The following is a 15,447-nucleotide window of genomic DNA, read 5'->3' as shown; positions in this document are numbered from 1 at the left end:
TCGCCGTGTCCCGCCGCATACCGCGGCGTGTCACGGTTCCGCCGTAATATGCCCGATCGGCTCCGCCGAAAGCCCTGGCCAGGGGATAGTGGGGGGTGTAACTTCTTGCACCCTCGCGGCAGTTGACGGCGGCATGGAACGGCGGTCGCGACCGCCGGAGAACGGTGATGGATGACGGGGAACGGGTGACGGGGAGCGGTTGAGGGGGAGCGGTTGACGGGGAACCACAGGAGGCACGCAGAGCGACGGACAGCAGACGAGAAGCCAGCGGCCAGCGAAGGACGGGAGCGGTACCCGGCGAGATGCACACATCCGAAGCGCCTCGGCTGTACGCACGCGATCCGCTCCTCCACTCCCTCGTCCCCCGCCTCACCGGCCTCGCCTACGCCGAACGCGCCCGCGTGCCCTGGGAGTACGACAAGGACCTGCCCCTGGTGCTCCTGACCGGCCGCCACGGCATGGGCCGCTCCGCCGTCCTCGCCGCCCTGGAGCGGCACTACACCGGGCGGCTGCCGCTCGCCCTCGTCGACACCGCCGCGTCCGATCTGGTCGTCGAGCTCCTGGAGGAGCTGGTGCGGTTCCTCGCGCCCGGCCTCGGCCGCCGCTTCCCGCTGCTCCTGCCGGGCCTGATCGCCGTGTTCGGCGGGCACGGCGGCACGGCGGACGAGCGGGCCCGCGCCACCGCCCGCATCGCCCGCCTCCTGATCGCCTGCCACCTGGAGAACGGCACCGAGACGGACGTGGCGCAGCGGTGGACCGGCCGGGTGCGGCAGCGCCTCGAAGAGGCGGGCGCCGGCGGCGACTTCCGGCCGGGCGCGCACGCCGTCACGTACGCCGTGCTCGCGGAGTACTTCGAGCGCTACACACGCTCCCGCAGCGCGGCCCCGCTGCGCCAGTGGTACCAGGAGCGGTACGCCGAGTCCGAGGCCGGCGCCGCGGGCGCGGCGCCGGACGGGCACGACGGCCTCGCGCGTCTCGCCGACTGGTTCCACCGCGGCGGCGACTACCGGCACGCGGCCGAGCAGACCCTCGTCCACGCCTTCCTGGAGGACATCGCCACCTCCCGCAGCAAGTGGCAGCGGCTCAACCGCGACCCGCGCCCGCTGGCCCTGCTCGACAACACCCACTCCCCCGCCGGCGCGCGCCTGGTCGACCTCGTCCTGGAGTACCGCGCGCGGCCCGGCACCGCGCCGCACGACCCGCTGGTCGTGGTCGCGACCCGGCTCGGCGACGCGCCGCCCGAGGCCGCCGACGCCACTCACCGCGAACTGCCGGACCTGGTGGCCTCCACCCGGTGGCGGCGCACCGGCCACACCCCGTCGGCGGGCCTGCTCGTGGTCCCGCTCACGCCGCTCAGCCGCGACGACGTGCTGCTGATGCTGGACGCCGCCTCGGCCCCGCTGCACCCGTATCTCGCCTCCGCGCTGCACACCCTGACCGGCGGGCACCCGCTGGCGAGCAGCGTGCTGTGCGAGGCCGTCCTGGAGCACACCCGCGCCTCGGCGTCCCACGAGGAGCGCCCCGGGCCCCCGGCCGGACCGCTCGGGCCGCGCAACCTCCTGGAGCTGACCACCTCGGACGGCCTGCCGGTGACCGCCGCGCTCCTGGAGCGGCTCCTGCCGTCACCGCACCAGCGGGCACGCCTTGTGCCGCTGTCGCTGGCCCGCGACAGCACGGCCGCGCAGGCCCTCGCCGCCCATCTGCGCCTGGAGGGCCCCGAGCAGCTGCCCGCGAACGCGGCCGCCGACTATCTGGAGGCCGAGCAGTGGCAGCACGACACCCCGCAGGACCGGCCGCTCGCCGCCGACCCGCTGCTCAACACGCTCCTGGTGCACGAGGCGCGCCGCACCTCGCAGGGCACCGACTCGCGCCGCGGCTGGCAGGAGATCCACGGCTTCCTGCGCCGCCACCACACCACGCGCGGCGAGGAGAGCGAGGCGGACGCGCTGCGGCACACGCTGGCGGCCGGTGACGCCAAGACGGTGGTGGCGGCGCTGTCCGAGGAGTTCCAGTCGGAGCAGGACCGGCAGAGCGCGCTGCGCTGGCTGAACTGCCTGTGGTACGCGGCCACGGCGCCGGCCCCGCCCGCGGCGGACTGGGACGACGAACGGGCCGCGATGGCCGCCGGGGCGTACGACGACCGCTATCACGACATAGACGAGATCGACCGCTGCATCAACCGGCTGCTGCACGGCCTGTGGTATCTGTCCGACGCGCTCGCCGAGCCCGAGGCCGACCTCTGCGACGACATAGGGGCGGAGCTGGCCTTCCTCTCGCTGCGGCACCAGACGTGGCGCGGCGTGCTCAGCCAGGCCGCCCGCACCTGGCCTGCCGCCGCCCGTGACAAGCGCCCCCTCCCGCTGCCCGAACTGTGAGGAAGCATGTTCCTGAGCCGTCGCAACGGGTTCGGTCCCCTCGACAAGGCCATCGCCGTCCTGGTGCCGCTGGTCCTGATCGCCGTGGGCGTGGTCGTGTATCTCGCGACCCGTCCCGAGCCCTGCGCGGGCGGCCTGGAGAAACAGGACGGCCAGTGCGTGGGCGTCACGGACACGGCGTTCGACGCGAACGACGACGTCAAGGGGCTGATCCAGGACGTCGCGGACGAGAACGCCCGCGTCGCGAAGGCATGGGCCTCGCCGCAGCAGGGTCAGGCCCGGATACCGTACGGCCGGATCGCGCTGATGATGCCGTTCACCTCGGACGAGTCCAGCGCCATGACCGCGGAGATGATCCGCCGCGCGCTCGCGGGCGCACACGCCGCCCAGTTGCGCGCCAACAGCGGCGGCGGCCCGCACTATCAGCTCCTGATGGCGCCCGACGGCAAGGATCTCGACAAGTGGCCGCCGGTGGTCGACGATCTCGAAGACCTCGTCGACGACCGGCAGTCGCCGCTCGTGGGCGTCATGGGCCTGCCGAGCAGCACGCCCGAGACCCGCGACGCCATGCGCGAGCTGAGCGAGCGCCGCATCGCCACCGTCGGCCCGGTCATCACCTCCGCCGACATGAACGCCCCGTACTTCTTCAAGACCTCACCGAACAACGACCTGCTCGCCGACGCGCTCGGTCAATACCTGAAGAAGAACCCGGGTGAGGGAAAGGGATTCCTCGTCTTCGACAGCCGGCCCGACGACGTGTACTCGCGCAATCTGCACCGGCTGCTCGAGAAGAAATTCGGCAAGACGTACGGGCTGCGGCAGCGTTCGGCGTCGTTCCTGGGGTCGACGGGTCCTGCCGCCGGTATCCCGCAGCGATTCCAGTCCGCCGCGCAGAAGATCTGCGTGACCGATTCGGACACGGTGTTCTTCGCGGGCCGCGACCAGGATCTCCCGGCACTCGTGAAACGCCTGTCACAGGAGCCCTCCTGCGATCGCAGCAGCCCCGTGCGCATCCTGAAAGTGGGCATCGGTCTGGAACCGACGCTCAGTACGCCCGAACTCACGCAGATGCTGCGCGAGACGAAGACCACGCTGGTGGCCGCCGCGTCCGTGACACGGCAGTGGTGGCTGGCGAAGAAGGGCGCGCCCGCCGGGCTCGGGGACTTCCTCACCTTCTTCAACCGGCTCAACCAGCGGCACGACTTCGGCACGAAGCCCCTCGACGACGGCTACGCGATCATGTACCACGACGCGTTCACGCTCCTGTCCAACGCCTTCGACCGCTCGTACTCGGAAGCCAACGAGGGCACCAGGGAGATCGACGGCAGCACCAAGACGCCGGACCCGGCGCGCACCCCCAACAAGGACGACGTCTACAACACGCTGATCGACGCGAGCATCGTCGACACCGGCGACTCCACCCGCTGCATCGGCTGTCTGCGGGGCGCGGCGGGTACGTACGGCTTCGAGAAGTCCTCCGACACCGACCAGTGGCCGGTGTGCAAGCCGATACCGGTCATCGAGCACCCGGCCGCCGCGAACCGCGAGCCGCAGGAGACGTACCGGTCGTTCGAGAAGACGTTCAAGCATCCGTGCCCCTGAGGCGGGTCCGTCGACGCGCGAAGCGGGCCCGCCGGGCACGTGCCAAGAACACGTGCCCGGCACATTTGGCCGGAACCCATGGCGCCATAGATGTTTACTCAACTTCCTGGTTGTCTAGACCCGTTGACACTCCAGGAAGCGCTCTCCTACTGTCGCGAACGTCGCTCGGACAACGAAAAGCGTCGCCAAAATGCGCGTGGAGGGGTTCGTGAACAGCACTGAAGGTGCCCGCGATATCACCATGGCCGCACCCCGGAACCGCGACGGTCTCCCGGACGTGAGTCTCGATCAAGCACACTCGCCACAGAAAGTCCTGGCGCACGGTGATCTCTTGCGGCGATTCGTTGCCGACGAGGAGATCAAACCGGTCCACATGCGGATCGGCATCATGGGCGCCTGCAATATGCGTTGCAATTTCTGCAACTTCCATTCGCCGAACGAGGAGCAGTTCTACGACCTGTTCTCGTTCAAGGACTCCCTCACCACCGACAAGGCGATCACCCTGCTCAAGGAGTTCGCCGAGAACGACGGCCGTGCCGTGACCTTCTGCGGCAGCGGCGAGTGCACCATCCACCCGGGCTACGCCGACATCTGTTACGCCGGGCACGGCGACGGCCTGCACATCGGCCTCATCACCAACGGCTCCCGGCTCGGCCGCCCCAAGGTCGCCGACTGCGTGACCGCGACGCACACCTGGGTGCGGGTGGGCATGAACGCGGGCACGGAAGCCACGTTCAACGACATCACGCGCGACCGTGAGCAGACGTTCTCCAAGTTCATCGGGACCATCGGCACCCTGCGCGAGAACGCCGTCGCGCCGGACTTCCGCATCGGCTTCAACTACGTGATCACGATGCAGAACTACCGCGAGATCGTGGCGGCGGCCCGCATCGCCCACGAGTCCGGGGCGCATTACGTCCGCTTCGAGCCGGAGTTCTACAGCGCGATGGGGCACGAGACCATCGAGACCGTCATGGCGGAGATCTCCGGCTCGCTCGTCGAGGCGGCGGCGATGTCCACGGACGACTTCGAGGTGTCGGTGCCCAAGCTGGACCGGGGCCCGATGGACCAGGTGGAAGAGGTCGAGGGCGACTTCGAGCACTGCCACTACAGCCGGTTCGTGACGGCGGTCGGCGCCGACGGGCACCTCTACCCGTGCCCGCAGGTCCACCTCAACAGCCGCTACCGCATAGGCGACGTGGTCGACCTCGGCTACCCCACCGTCCTCGAAGGCGGCCCGCGCGCCGAGTGGGAGGCGTCCAACCCGAGCCGGACCGACCTGTGCAAGTCCTGCTTCTACCGCCCCCAGAACGAGCTCCTCGAGCTCCTCAAACGCGGCCAGATCAAACTCGACGAGGCACTGGACGCGTACGCGCTGGAGGTCCCCAGCACGTTGCACGCCGACTTCGTCTGACGTCTTCTTCCCTCTCGCCCAGTCCCTGCCATGCCTACCTGCGCGTAGACGGCACATCACCCACCCCGCCCCGGCGATCTTTCAGCCCGTCCGGCGTTTGAGGACGAGCCGCGGGGCGGTGGCCCCCTGGTTTCGGAGAAGGGGCGGGCCTGGGGTGCCCCCGCGAGGGCACCCACCCGCACCCACCCCCCGCCACCCACAGGAGCGTTCGCACCCGCATGCAGACCACCCACGTGCGCCGCCTGCTCGGAGCCGACCCCACGCTGAGCCTCACCCCGACCCTCTCCGACGCCTCCGCGCACACCGCCTGGTCCCGCAAGGTCCGCGCGGTGGTGGCGCGCCTGGCCCGCGTCGAGCACGAGCCACTCGCGGTCACCGCCGTCGACACGACCGTCACGGGCGGCCTGCGGCGCGAACGCCTGACCCTCAACTCCCCGGTGCGGGGCGCCTTCCAGGCCACTCTGCTCGCTCCGCCGGACAGCACCGCCCCGGGCCCCGCCGTCCTCGTGTTCGGCGGCAGGAACGCCCGCCTGGACCAGCTCACCGGCGACACCCCGCCGGACTTCCCCGACCGCAACGTCGCCGAGCACCTGGCCCGGGCGGGCTTCGTCACGCTGACCTTCGAGCACGGCATCGGCGGCCTGGACGAGGAGCGCCGCGCGGGCCGCGAGCCGGGCGCGCTGCTCGCGCACGCGTTCGCGCTCACCGGCCGCTCTCTGCTCGGCGCACTCGTCGGCGACACCCTGGGCGCGCTGGACGTCCTCGGCACGCACCCGCTCGTCGACCCCGCCCGCGTCGGCCTGTTCGGGCACAGCCTGGGCGCGGCGGTCGCCCTGCACACCGCGCTGCTCGCGCCGCGCCCGCTGCCGGTGTGCGCGGCCAGCCACCTCGGCAGCTACCCGGCGCTGTACGAACGGCTGCTCACCGGGTACGAGGGCGCCGTCCTGCCGGGCGTCCTGGAGTACGCCGACCTGGGCGACCTCTACGCCGCGCTCGCCCCGGCCCCGCTGCACCTCCAGTACGGCACGGCCGATTCCTACCTGGAGCCGGCCGACGCCCGCGCCGCGGCCGCCACCGTGCACCGCGGCTACGCGGCCGCGGGCGCCAAGGACCGGCTCGACGTGCACGAACTGCCCATGGGCCACGGCACCCACGTACGGCACGCGGCCGACTTCTTCACCCGCGCCCTGGCCGGTCCCGGCGCCGCCCCCGGTGACGTGCCCGCCCAGCGCGTCCACTTCGGCGTGGCCGAACGCCGCGCGGTGCTCGACCGGGTCGACGCCGCGCTCGCCTCCGGCCATCTCACCCAGGGCCCCGAACTGACCCGCTTCGAGGAGCTCTCGGGCGCCTGGACGGGCCGCGAGGGCGTGGCCGTCGCGTCCGGCGCGGCCGCCCTGGAGATCTCCCTGCGCATCGTCGGCGTGGCCGGGCGCACCGTGCTCGTGCCGGTCAACACGTTCTTCGCGACGGCGGCGGCCGCGGTGCGCGCGGGCGCCCGGGTCCGGTTCGTCGACATCGAGCTGGACGGCCTCGGCCTGGACCCGGACGCGCTGCGCGCCGCCCTGGACCGGCATCCGGACACGGCGGCCGTGCTGCCCGTGCACATCGGCGGCATCGTCCCGCCCGCGCTGGACGACGTCCTCGCGCTGTGCGAGCGGCGCGGCGTCGCGGTCGTGGAGGACGCCGCGCACGCGCTCGGCTCGACGCTCGGCGGCCGGTTCGCGGGCGGATTCGGGCGGTTCGGCGCGTTCTCCTTCTTCCCCACGAAGGTCGCCGTGAGCGGCGAGGGCGGCCTGGTGACGTGCGCGAACGCCGAGGACGCCGAGCAGGTGCGGCGCTGGCGCGACCACGGCAAGAGCGCGCACGGCTCCACGCTGCACGACCGGCCCGGCGGCAACTGGCGGATGAGCGAACTGCACGCCGCCGTCGGCACGGTCGACCTGGAGCGGTTCGACGCCACGCTGGCGGCGCGTCGCGAACTCGCCTACCACTACGACGAGTTGCTGACCGACGTGCCCGGCGTGCGCGCCCACACGGTGCCCGCCGCGGCACACAGCAACTACTACAAGTACCTCGCCTATCTGGACGCCCCGGTCGACCGCGCGGTCCTGAAGAAGCGACTGCGCGAACGTCATGGCGTCTCGCTCGCGGGCGAGGTGTATGACCATCTGCTGTGCGACCAGCCGTACTTCACGGACGCGGCCGAGACGGGCGCGGCCGAGACGGGCGCGGGGGCGCGGCCGAGACGGGCGCGGCCGAGACAAAGCCGGGGCCCGCGAGCACCGACGGCCCCTTCGAGCAGGCCCGTTGGTTCGCGCGGCACCACATCGCGCTGCCCCTGTACCCGACGCTCACCCGGGCCGAGCAGGTCCGGGTGGTCGAGGCGCTGCGCGGCGAGCTGTCGTGACGTCGCCGCACGCGGGCCCGGCGCCGGTCGTCTCCGCGTTCCGCAGGGGCGACTGGCAGCCCTCGCTCGACACGGCACCGCTGCCCGGCACGACGGGCACCCACCTCGCCCTGGTCCCGCACATCGTCGCCCACTCCGACCGCCGCTGGTGGGACACCGTCCGCACCGGCCTGCCCCCGCTCCCCCGGCGGCGCGAACTCGTCCTGGCCGCCCTGGAGTTGTTCCGGCACGGCACCGTCACCGTCGGCGGTCTCGGCCCGCAGAGCGCGGACGCCTTCCGGGCCGCCCTGTGGGAGAGCGCGGGGCTGCCGGGGCCGCTGGTCGAACGCTGGGGCGCGATGCTGTACGAGGAGGCGGCGCGCCGCGAAGTCCGGTCCCCCGACGACGCGTTGGCCCTGGTGTCGCTGCCCGGCAACACCTTCACCTGTCTGGACGCCGTTCTGGAGCAGGCCGAGCGGTCCGCGGGCGTCTGGGTGCGCCCGAGCCGCCGCGAACCGCTGTCCGCCGCCCGCCTGGTCGCGGCACTGCTCGCGGCCGGCTGGCCACCGGACCGCCTCGGCCTGTACCCCACCGAACAGCACGCCCTGCACGGCCTGCTGACCCTCACCGACCGGCACGTGGTGTACGGCGGCGCGGGCCTCGCCGCGTCGGTGCGGGCATCGGCGGCCCTCACGCTGCACGGACCCGGCCGCGGCTGCGCCCTCGTACCACCGCCCGCCTCGGGCACCGGCTCAGTCGAGGACACCGCGGCCTGGCTGCTGCCCCTGATAGCCGCCGACTCCGGCCGGTTCTGCAGCAACGTACGCACCGTCGTCTGCGTGGACCACGATCCGGAACCCCTGGCGAAGGCCCTCGCGGCGGCGCTCGACGCCCTGCACCCGGGCCCCGCCCCCGACCCGGCCGACCCCCGCTGGCCCCTGACGGCCTTCCGCGAGCCCGCCGAGGCCCACCGCGCCGCCGCCTCCGTACGCGACCGCCTGCGCCCCGGCGACCGCCTCCTCACCCGCGAGCCGACCGTCGTCACCCGCGAGCCGACGGTCACCGAAAGTACCGCCGGAGACATCTTCATACGCCCCCAACTGGCCCTTCTTGCAGGGCGTTTCCCTGCTGCCGGGCGCCATCCGCTCATCGGCCACGAGGTCCCTTTCCCCTTCGCGGCCGTCGTCGGCGCCACCGCCGACGCCGCGCGCGCCCTCGCCGACGAAGCCCTGTTCGTGTACCGACCGCCGGCGGCACCAGGAGAAGAACCATGACCACCTCGTCCCGTGCGGAGCACGCCCCGCAGGCCACCTTCGACACCCTCCACGACGTGCTGCGCCGGCGCGTCCCCCAGCTCGCCGTGGACCTGGACGCGTGGACGCGCCGCATGATGCGCTGGCATTTCGAACCCGAGACGGGCTCCCCGTTCTGGGTGCGGCGCCGGGAGGCGCTCGGCTTCGACCCGCTCACGGACGTCGACGGTTTCGCGGCCCTGGAGCTGTTCGGGCTCTTCGACAAGGCCGAGCTGCGCGCCGCGAGCGCTCTGGACCTGCGCCCGCGCGGCTACCGCGACCGCCCGTTCCGGGTGTTCGAGACGGGCGGTACCACCGGCGCGCCCTGCCGGATCGTGAACGTCACGCGCCTCGCGTACGACGTGGAGATCTACCGGACCGTGCTTGAGGCGCGCGGCGTCGCGGGCGGCGACGTCCTCGCGATGACGCCGAGCGGCCCGCACGCGTACGGGCACTTCGTGGAGGGCCTCGCCGACAGCTGGCGCGGCGCGGTGTTCGCCATCGACTTCGACCCGCGCTGGGTGAAGGCGTCGCTGCGCGCGGGCGGCGAAGCGGACGCGTACACCTCGCACCTGGTGGAGCAGACGCTGACGCTGCTGGCCGCCGAGCGCCCGGCGCTGCTGTTCACCACCTCCCGGCTGCTCCTCGAACTCGCCATGCGGCTGCCGCGCCCGCTGCACACGTACGGCATCCGGGCGGTGTGCACCGGCGGCACCACGTGCTCCGCCGCGGAGGCCGCCTTCCTGCGCCAGGAGCACCTCGACGGGGTGCAGTGGATCGACACGTACGGCAACACGCTGGCCGGGCACGCCCTACAGGCCGACGCGGTGCCGGGCGCGCCCGTGCCGCCGGGCGGCACCGGGCACGCCTACCACTTGCCGCCGCCCTTCGCCGTCCTCCAGGTCGTCGACGCCGAGGACCCGTGGCGCGAGGTGCCCGTGGGCGAGCGCGGGCGGGTGCGGGTCACCACGCTCCTGGAGGACCTGTTCCTGCCCAACCTCCTCGAACGGGACAGCGCGATCAGGACCGGCCCGCACCCGTGGTTCCCCTGGGAGGGCGTGGCGGCGGTCCGGACCTTCCACGACGGTCTGGCCGGACCCGGGGCGGCCGTCGAAGGCGTCTATTGACCATCCGCCGGCACAAGGACGTAAGGACGTAAGGACTCCTCGTGAATCTCTCGTCGAACGGCATACCCATACCCTTTTCCCCCGAGCTCTTCGGTCCGCTGCGCGCCACCTCCACGGATCCGCTGCCGGATCCGGTCGCCCTGCGGGAGCGGCTGCGCACGGACGGCTATCTGTATCTGCCGGGGTTCCTCGACCGCGAGGAGGTGCTGCGGCTGCGCGGCCGGTACTTCTCACGGCTGCCGCCCGGATTCCTGGCGCCCGGAACGAGCGCGCGCGAGGGCGTGTTCTCCGGCCGGGTGCCGGACGGGCTGCCCGAGCACGGCGTCCCGGGGCATCCCGCCCACGACTTCGTGCGCTCGGAGACCTTCGACCGTTTCCTCGACGATCCCCGGCTCCGCAAGCTGGCCACCGACCTGCTGGACGGCGACGCCCGGATGCTGCCGCGGCGCATCCTGCGCCACTTCCACCGCGGCGCCCGGCGTGCCTCGCGCGCCCATGTCGACTTCGACTACATGGACGAGGGATCGCCCGACGTCGTCACGACCTGGATCCCGGTCGGCGACTGCCCTCCGCAGTCGGGCGCGCTGGTCTACCTGGAGGGCTCGCACCGGCTGCCGCCCGAGGCGTACGAGCCACTGCGGGACACCACGGACCGCCCGGACGACCGCCGTCAGATCTGCCACGACCTGGAGTTCACGGCACGCAGCCTGCGCCGCCGCTGGCTGTGGACCGACTTCGCCGCGGGCGACGTCATGGTCCACGTGCCGCGCGTCATCCACGCCTCCCTGGACGCCACGACGGACGCCATGCGGCTGTCCATCGACACCCGCTTCGTCCGTCAGTCGGACACACCGGATCCGCGCTGGCTGCGGGCCTGGTCTGCGGACGACGGGGCCTGAGCTCGGGTACGAGGCGGGGGCGCCCCGTCGGCCGTCGGCGGCAGGCGGACGGGGGCGCCGCCCGACGCGGATGAGCGTTCCGCCGCCGCGAGGACCTCGTCGACCAGGTGCGCCTCGGTCACGGGGCAGGCGGGGGGCCGGCCGGTCGCGACCGCGGTGACGAAGTCGGCGATGAGCGGCTGGTGGGGGTTGGCGGCGGGCGGCAGGCTCAACTCGCCTGCCCCCGGGAAGCCGTGGCGCCGCAGCAGCCCCGAGTCCAGCGGATCCAGCGTGAGGACCCGGCCGCCCCCGCTCACCTCGAAGCGGTCCTCGGCGGGCGCCCCGCTCCACTCCGCGCGCACCCGTGCCCGAGGCCCCGAGGCCCACCGCAGCTCCACCTCGGCCAGCCGCTCGGCGCCCTCCGGGAAGCGCCGGCCGAGGCGGGCCCGCACCTCGTCCGCGCGCCCGAACAGCAGGTGCAGCAGGTCGAGCCGGTGGCTTCCGGCGTCGGCGAGCACACCGCCGCCGGACAGGGCGGGGGCCGTGCGCCACCGCATCGGATGCCCCGGCCACGGGTCGAAGGCGCACCGGAACCGCACGTCCACGCGCTCCGGCGGCCGGCTCAGGAGTTCGTCGCGCAGGCGGCGTACGGCGGGGGCGAGCCTGCGGTAGTACGCGACGCCCGCGCACGGGCCGCCGTCGACGCCCAGCCGCGCCCCGGTAGCGAGCCCGCCCGCGAGCGGCTTCTCCACGAGCACGGGCAGCCCGGCCGCCAACACCCGTTCGGCCAGGGGGACATGGCGTACGACGGGAGTGGCGACGTACACCGCGTCCACGCCCCGCAGCAGCGCCTCCTCGTCGCTGTCGGCGAACGGTACGCCGTGGCGGGCGGCGACGTCCGCGGCCCTGCGCGCGTCACGCCCCCAGAGGCGGACCGGCTCCTCCCCCAGCGCCCGCAGCGCGGGCAGCACCCGCCGCTCCACGACGTCGCCGTACCCGGCGATCCCCCACCTCACCGGCCCCGCCCACCGCTTTCGGCACACCCGCCTCTCACGGCACGATCGCCACCTTCAGGGTCTCGGGCGGCGGCCCGTCGTAGGGAGCACGTTCCCCGTCTGGATAGAGCGTTCTACTTGCCGACAATTGCTCCATGGCCTTGGGGAGTTCGTCGAGGGCGTACGTGTGGGTGTGCAGGTCGGACAGGCGCAGCGCTTCGGAGTCATGGCGCAGGAGGCGTTCGGCGACGGCGAGCGCCTCGGCGCGGGCGGTGTCCAGGGGTTCGGCGGAGCTGTGCACGCGCAGCCCCTTGCGCTCCCAGGTCACGAGGTCGACGGTGACGTGCGTGTCCACGTGGTGCGTGCCGAGCATGACGACCAGGCCGTTCTGGCGGACGAGGCCGACACAGGCGTTGAGGGTGGTGGGGGTGCCGACGGCGTCGACGGCGACGTCGTACTCCTCGCCCGCCGCGGCGAACTCCTCCCCGATCGCCGCCAGTTGGTCCGCGCCACCGTCGACCACGCGGGCCGCGTGGGCGCCCGCCCGCCGTGACCGTTCGAGGCGCCAGTCGTCCAGGTCGACCACGGTGACGTGGGCCGCACCGCGCCGCACCGCCATGCGCAGCGCCATCTGGCCGACCGGCCCCTGCCCGACGATCACGACCCGGTCGCCGAGCCGGACGCCGCGGGTGGCGTGCACCGCGAGCGGCAGGAGCTGGAGGATGGAGCCCTGCTCGAAGGGGATGGCGTCGGGCAGCGCGCCGACGGCTATCTCCCGCGCGAGGGCGTACTCGGCGTACCCGGTCGTCAGGGGCGTCCGCACGAAGACGCGCTGCCCGGCCGCGACCCGGGTCACGCCGGGGCCGGTGGCCTCGACCACGCCGGCGATCTCATGGCCGTAACAGCCGGTCGCGCAGTGCTCCCTGAGGCCGTGGTAGTGGAAGTACGCGAGGTCGCTGCGGTTGCAGACGCTGCACGACCGGACCCGCACCAGGACCTGGCCGGGCCCCGGGTCGGGCACGGGGGCGTCGGCCACCAGCCTGATGTCGCGCCTGCCGACGAGTTCGTACCGCCGCACGGTGAACCTCCTTCGCCCGGGGGCCTGTTCGGGCCGTGCCCCTGCCGCATGCCGCCTGCCACCGCGGGGCGCGCACGGTCGCACGCCACGCCCCCGCTCCCCGGAATTCCATCGCGCGAGCCGGAGTCCTACAAGGTGGCCTCCGGCGGGAGCGGGGTGAGGTGACCGGATTGCCGTACGCGGCACTTGGACTGCCGTACGCGGCACTTGGACTGTCGTACCCAATACTTGGACTGCCGTGCGCGCCGCCGGGACCGCCGGACGCGCGAGGCCCGTCGCCCACGGCCCCGTACCGCGGGCCCCTCCCTCCCCGCCTGCCGCAACGCATCCACCTCACGGCCCCCATCTGCTGGTTCACCCTCCGTTTCCTGCCGGTTCGCACTCCTTGACAGGTCCAATTGGCCTGAGCCAACATCCGATTGGTCTGCACCAAGCTGCCCGGCGACCGACCCGACCACCGCCGTCCGCGCGGCTCTCGTCCACCGGCCGGCCGCCGTCCGGTCACCCATCCGTCCCCCCGGAGGTCCCGGCATGGTCTCGTCGAGCAGTCACCCGCAGCTGGAGCGGCTCGCCAACTCCGTCCTGCAGCCGGGATTCGTGGGCACCACCGAGGCGCCCGACTGGCTGCGCCGCAGGATCGCCGACGGGCTCGGCGCGGTGGTGCTGTTCGGCCGGAACATCGTCGACCGGGAGCAGGTCGCCGCCCTCACCGCCTCGCTGCGCGCCGAGAACCCCGATCTGATCGTCGCGATCGACGAGGAGGCGGGCGACGTCACGCGCATGGAGGCGTGGACGGGCGCCTCACGCCCGGGCAACCTCGCGCTCGGCGCCGTCGACGACGTCGACCTCACCGAGAGCGTCGCCCGCGACATCGGCCGGGAACTGCACGCGGCGGGCGTTTCGTTGAACTACGCGCCGAGCGCCGACGTGAACTCCAACCCGCTCAACCCGGTCATCGGCGTACGTTCCTTCGGCGCCCGCTCCGACGTCGTGTCCCGCCACACCGCCGCCTGGATCCGCGGCCTGCAGACGGCCGGCGTCGCCGCCTGCGCCAAGCACTTCCCCGGCCACGGCGACGCCTCCGTGGACCCGCACTTCGGCCTGCCGCAGGTCACGGGCACCGCGGCGGAGATCGCCCGCACGGCCCTGCCGCCGTTCATCGCCGCGACGGAGGCGGGCGTGCGCGCCATCATGACGGCGCACCTGCTCGTGCCCGCGTACGACCCGGCCCTGCCCGCGACGCTCAGCCCGCGCATCCTGAACGATCTGCTCCGCGGCGAGCTGGGCTTCGAGGGCATGGTGGTCACGGACGGCATCGAGATGGGCGCGGTCACCGACCGGTACGGCATCGACGGCGCGACGGTCCGGGCGGTCGCGGGCGGCGTGGACGCGGTGTGCGTGGGCGGCGACAGCGCCGAGCAGTCCACCGTCGAACTGCTCGCCGGCGCGCTCGTCAAGGCGGTGCTCGACGGGCGGCTGCCCGAGGAGCGGCTCACGGAGGCGAGCGGGCGGGTGCGGGAGTTCGCCGCGTGGTCGGGGCGGCGCTCGCGTGCGGTGGCGCGGGCGGGTGGGCACTCCGATCTGGCCTCGGGCGACCGCTCCGACATCGGCCTGGTCGCGGCGCGCCGCGCGGTGCGGGTGCACCGGCGCCCCGACGCGGCGGCGCCCCCGCTCCCCCTGACCGCGGCACCGCACGTGGTCGAACTCTCACCGGTGATGAACCCCGCCGTCGACGGCGGCACCCCCTGGGGCGTCGCCGACCCGCTGCGCGACCTGCGGCCCGACACCACGTCCGTGCGCCTCACCCAGCCCGAGCTCGACGACCACGACGGCCCGGACGAGGTCCTCGACCGCGCGGCCCTGGCCCCGGCGGACGGCCGCGCCCTGGTGGTCGTCGTCCGCGACGCGGCCCGGCACCGCTGGATGTCCGACACCCTGACCCGCCTGCTGCGCACCCGCCCCGACGCCCTGGTCGTCGAGATGGGCGTGCCCACGGGCGCGACACTCGGCGCCGTACACATGATCACCCACGGCGCGACCCGGGTCTCCGGCATCGCGATCGCCGAGATGCTCACCGGAACCGTCTGACGCCGCGCCTCGAGCGCCAGCGCCTTCAAACACAAACGGCGCCGACCGAAAATCGGCCAGCACCGTCCATGAATGTACTGATTGGTGTCCGAGGGGGGACTTGAACCCCCACGCCCGATAAAGGGCACTAGCACCTCAAGCTAGCGCGTCTGCCATTCCGCCACCCGGACTAGGTGTCTGCCGCCTCGCGGGGTCTTCCCCGCGGCGACGAA

Annotated in this window: 10 protein-coding genes, 1 tRNA gene and 1 pseudogene; 9 read left to right on the top strand and 3 right to left on the bottom strand. The window is 73.3% G+C overall.

The window, feature by feature from the left end; genetic code table 11:
* Window positions 1–302: 302 nt before the first annotated feature.
* The 8 genes and pseudogenes from STRAU_RS29590 to STRAU_RS29555 all read left to right on the top strand — a co-directional run bounded on the left by STRAU_RS29590 (window position 303) and on the right by STRAU_RS29555 (window position 11,095).
* Complete coding sequence (locus STRAU_RS29590) at window positions 303–2,375, top strand: adaptor complexes medium subunit family protein (protein ID WP_016644095.1); 2,073 nt, start codon at window positions 303–305, stop codon at window positions 2,373–2,375.
* A 6-nt stretch (window positions 2,376–2,381) separates the two neighbouring features.
* Window positions 2,382–3,977, top strand: coding sequence for an ABC transporter substrate-binding protein (locus STRAU_RS29585; protein ID WP_016644094.1), 1,596 nt, complete (start codon window positions 2,382–2,384; stop codon window positions 3,975–3,977).
* A 331-nt stretch (window positions 3,978–4,308) separates the two neighbouring features.
* On the top strand, window positions 4,309–5,391 hold the full coding sequence (locus STRAU_RS29580) for a radical SAM protein (RefSeq protein ID WP_016644093.1): 1,083 nt from the start codon (window positions 4,309–4,311) through the stop codon (window positions 5,389–5,391).
* Between the two features lie 218 nt (window positions 5,392–5,609).
* Window positions 5,610–7,547, top strand: a pseudogene (locus STRAU_RS44505) (DegT/DnrJ/EryC1/StrS family aminotransferase); the annotation flags it as partial.
* A 17-nt stretch (window positions 7,548–7,564) separates the two neighbouring features.
* The gene (locus tag STRAU_RS44025; RefSeq protein WP_016644089.1) at window positions 7,565–7,798 is read left to right on the top strand and encodes a hypothetical protein; all 234 of its coding nucleotides are present in this window, start codon (window positions 7,565–7,567) and stop codon (window positions 7,796–7,798) included.
* A complete protein-coding gene (locus STRAU_RS44020; protein ID WP_016644090.1) occupies window positions 7,795–9,051 on the top strand; it encodes a hypothetical protein in 1,257 nt (418 codons plus the stop codon). The genes STRAU_RS44025 and STRAU_RS44020 overlap by 4 nt, the downstream gene beginning before the upstream one ends.
* The gene (locus STRAU_RS44015) at window positions 9,048–10,196 is read left to right on the top strand and encodes a phenylacetate--CoA ligase family protein (protein WP_016644091.1); all 1,149 of its coding nucleotides are present in this window, start codon (window positions 9,048–9,050) and stop codon (window positions 10,194–10,196) included. Before STRAU_RS44020 ends, STRAU_RS44015 begins: the two co-directional genes overlap by 4 nt.
* A 41-nt stretch (window positions 10,197–10,237) precedes the next feature.
* The gene (locus tag STRAU_RS29555) at window positions 10,238–11,095 is read left to right on the top strand and encodes a phytanoyl-CoA dioxygenase family protein (protein ID WP_016644088.1); all 858 of its coding nucleotides are present in this window, start codon (window positions 10,238–10,240) and stop codon (window positions 11,093–11,095) included.
* Here the strand turns inward: STRAU_RS29555 and STRAU_RS29550 are convergent.
* Both STRAU_RS29550 and STRAU_RS29545 read right to left on the bottom strand, forming a co-directional pair.
* Window positions 11,035–12,090 carry a Gfo/Idh/MocA family protein gene (locus tag STRAU_RS29550; protein WP_052029338.1) on the bottom strand — a complete coding sequence of 352 codons (1,056 nt, stop codon included), beginning with the start codon at window positions 12,088–12,090 and terminating at the stop codon, window positions 11,035–11,037. The two genes, STRAU_RS29555 and STRAU_RS29550, sit on opposite strands and share 61 nt — an antisense overlap.
* A gap of 34 nt (window positions 12,091–12,124) precedes the next feature.
* The gene (locus tag STRAU_RS29545) at window positions 12,125–13,147 is read right to left on the bottom strand and encodes a zinc-dependent alcohol dehydrogenase (RefSeq protein WP_016644087.1); all 1,023 of its coding nucleotides are present in this window, start codon (window positions 13,145–13,147) and stop codon (window positions 12,125–12,127) included.
* Between the two features lie 531 nt (window positions 13,148–13,678).
* On the opposite strand from STRAU_RS29545, the gene STRAU_RS29540 reads away from it, so the two are divergent.
* Window positions 13,679–15,235: a glycoside hydrolase family 3 protein gene (locus STRAU_RS29540; protein ID WP_016644086.1), complete on the top strand. Its 1,557-nt coding sequence runs from the start codon at window positions 13,679–13,681 to the stop codon at window positions 15,233–15,235.
* A gap of 82 nt (window positions 15,236–15,317) precedes the next feature.
* On the opposite strand, the gene STRAU_RS29535 is transcribed toward STRAU_RS29540, so the two are convergent.
* Window positions 15,318–15,405, bottom strand: a tRNA-Leu gene (locus STRAU_RS29535).
* Between the last annotated feature and the right edge of the window lie 42 nt (window positions 15,406–15,447).

The organism is Streptomyces aurantiacus JA 4570 (assembly GCF_000414115.1).
In the GTDB taxonomy this organism is placed as follows: domain Bacteria; phylum Actinomycetota; class Actinomycetes; order Streptomycetales; family Streptomycetaceae; genus Streptomyces; species Streptomyces aurantiacus_A.
The sequence above is the reverse complement of the archived record's forward strand: the minus strand, read 5'-3'. Positions and strand labels throughout refer to the sequence as shown.

Excerpts from the sequence above, each read along its gene's own strand:
- STRAU_RS29590 (WP_016644095.1), top strand. The coding sequence starts at position 303 with ATGCACACATCCGAAGCGCCTCGGCTGTACGCACGCGATCCGCTCCTC.
- STRAU_RS29585 (WP_016644094.1), top strand. The coding sequence starts at position 2,382 with ATGTTCCTGAGCCGTCGCAACGGGTTCGGTCCCCTCGACAAGGCCATC.
- STRAU_RS44015 (WP_016644091.1), top strand. The coding sequence starts at position 9,048 with ATGACCACCTCGTCCCGTGCGGAGCACGCCCCGCAGGCCACCTTCGAC.
- STRAU_RS29540 (WP_016644086.1), top strand. The coding sequence starts at position 13,679 with ATGGTCTCGTCGAGCAGTCACCCGCAGCTGGAGCGGCTCGCCAACTCC.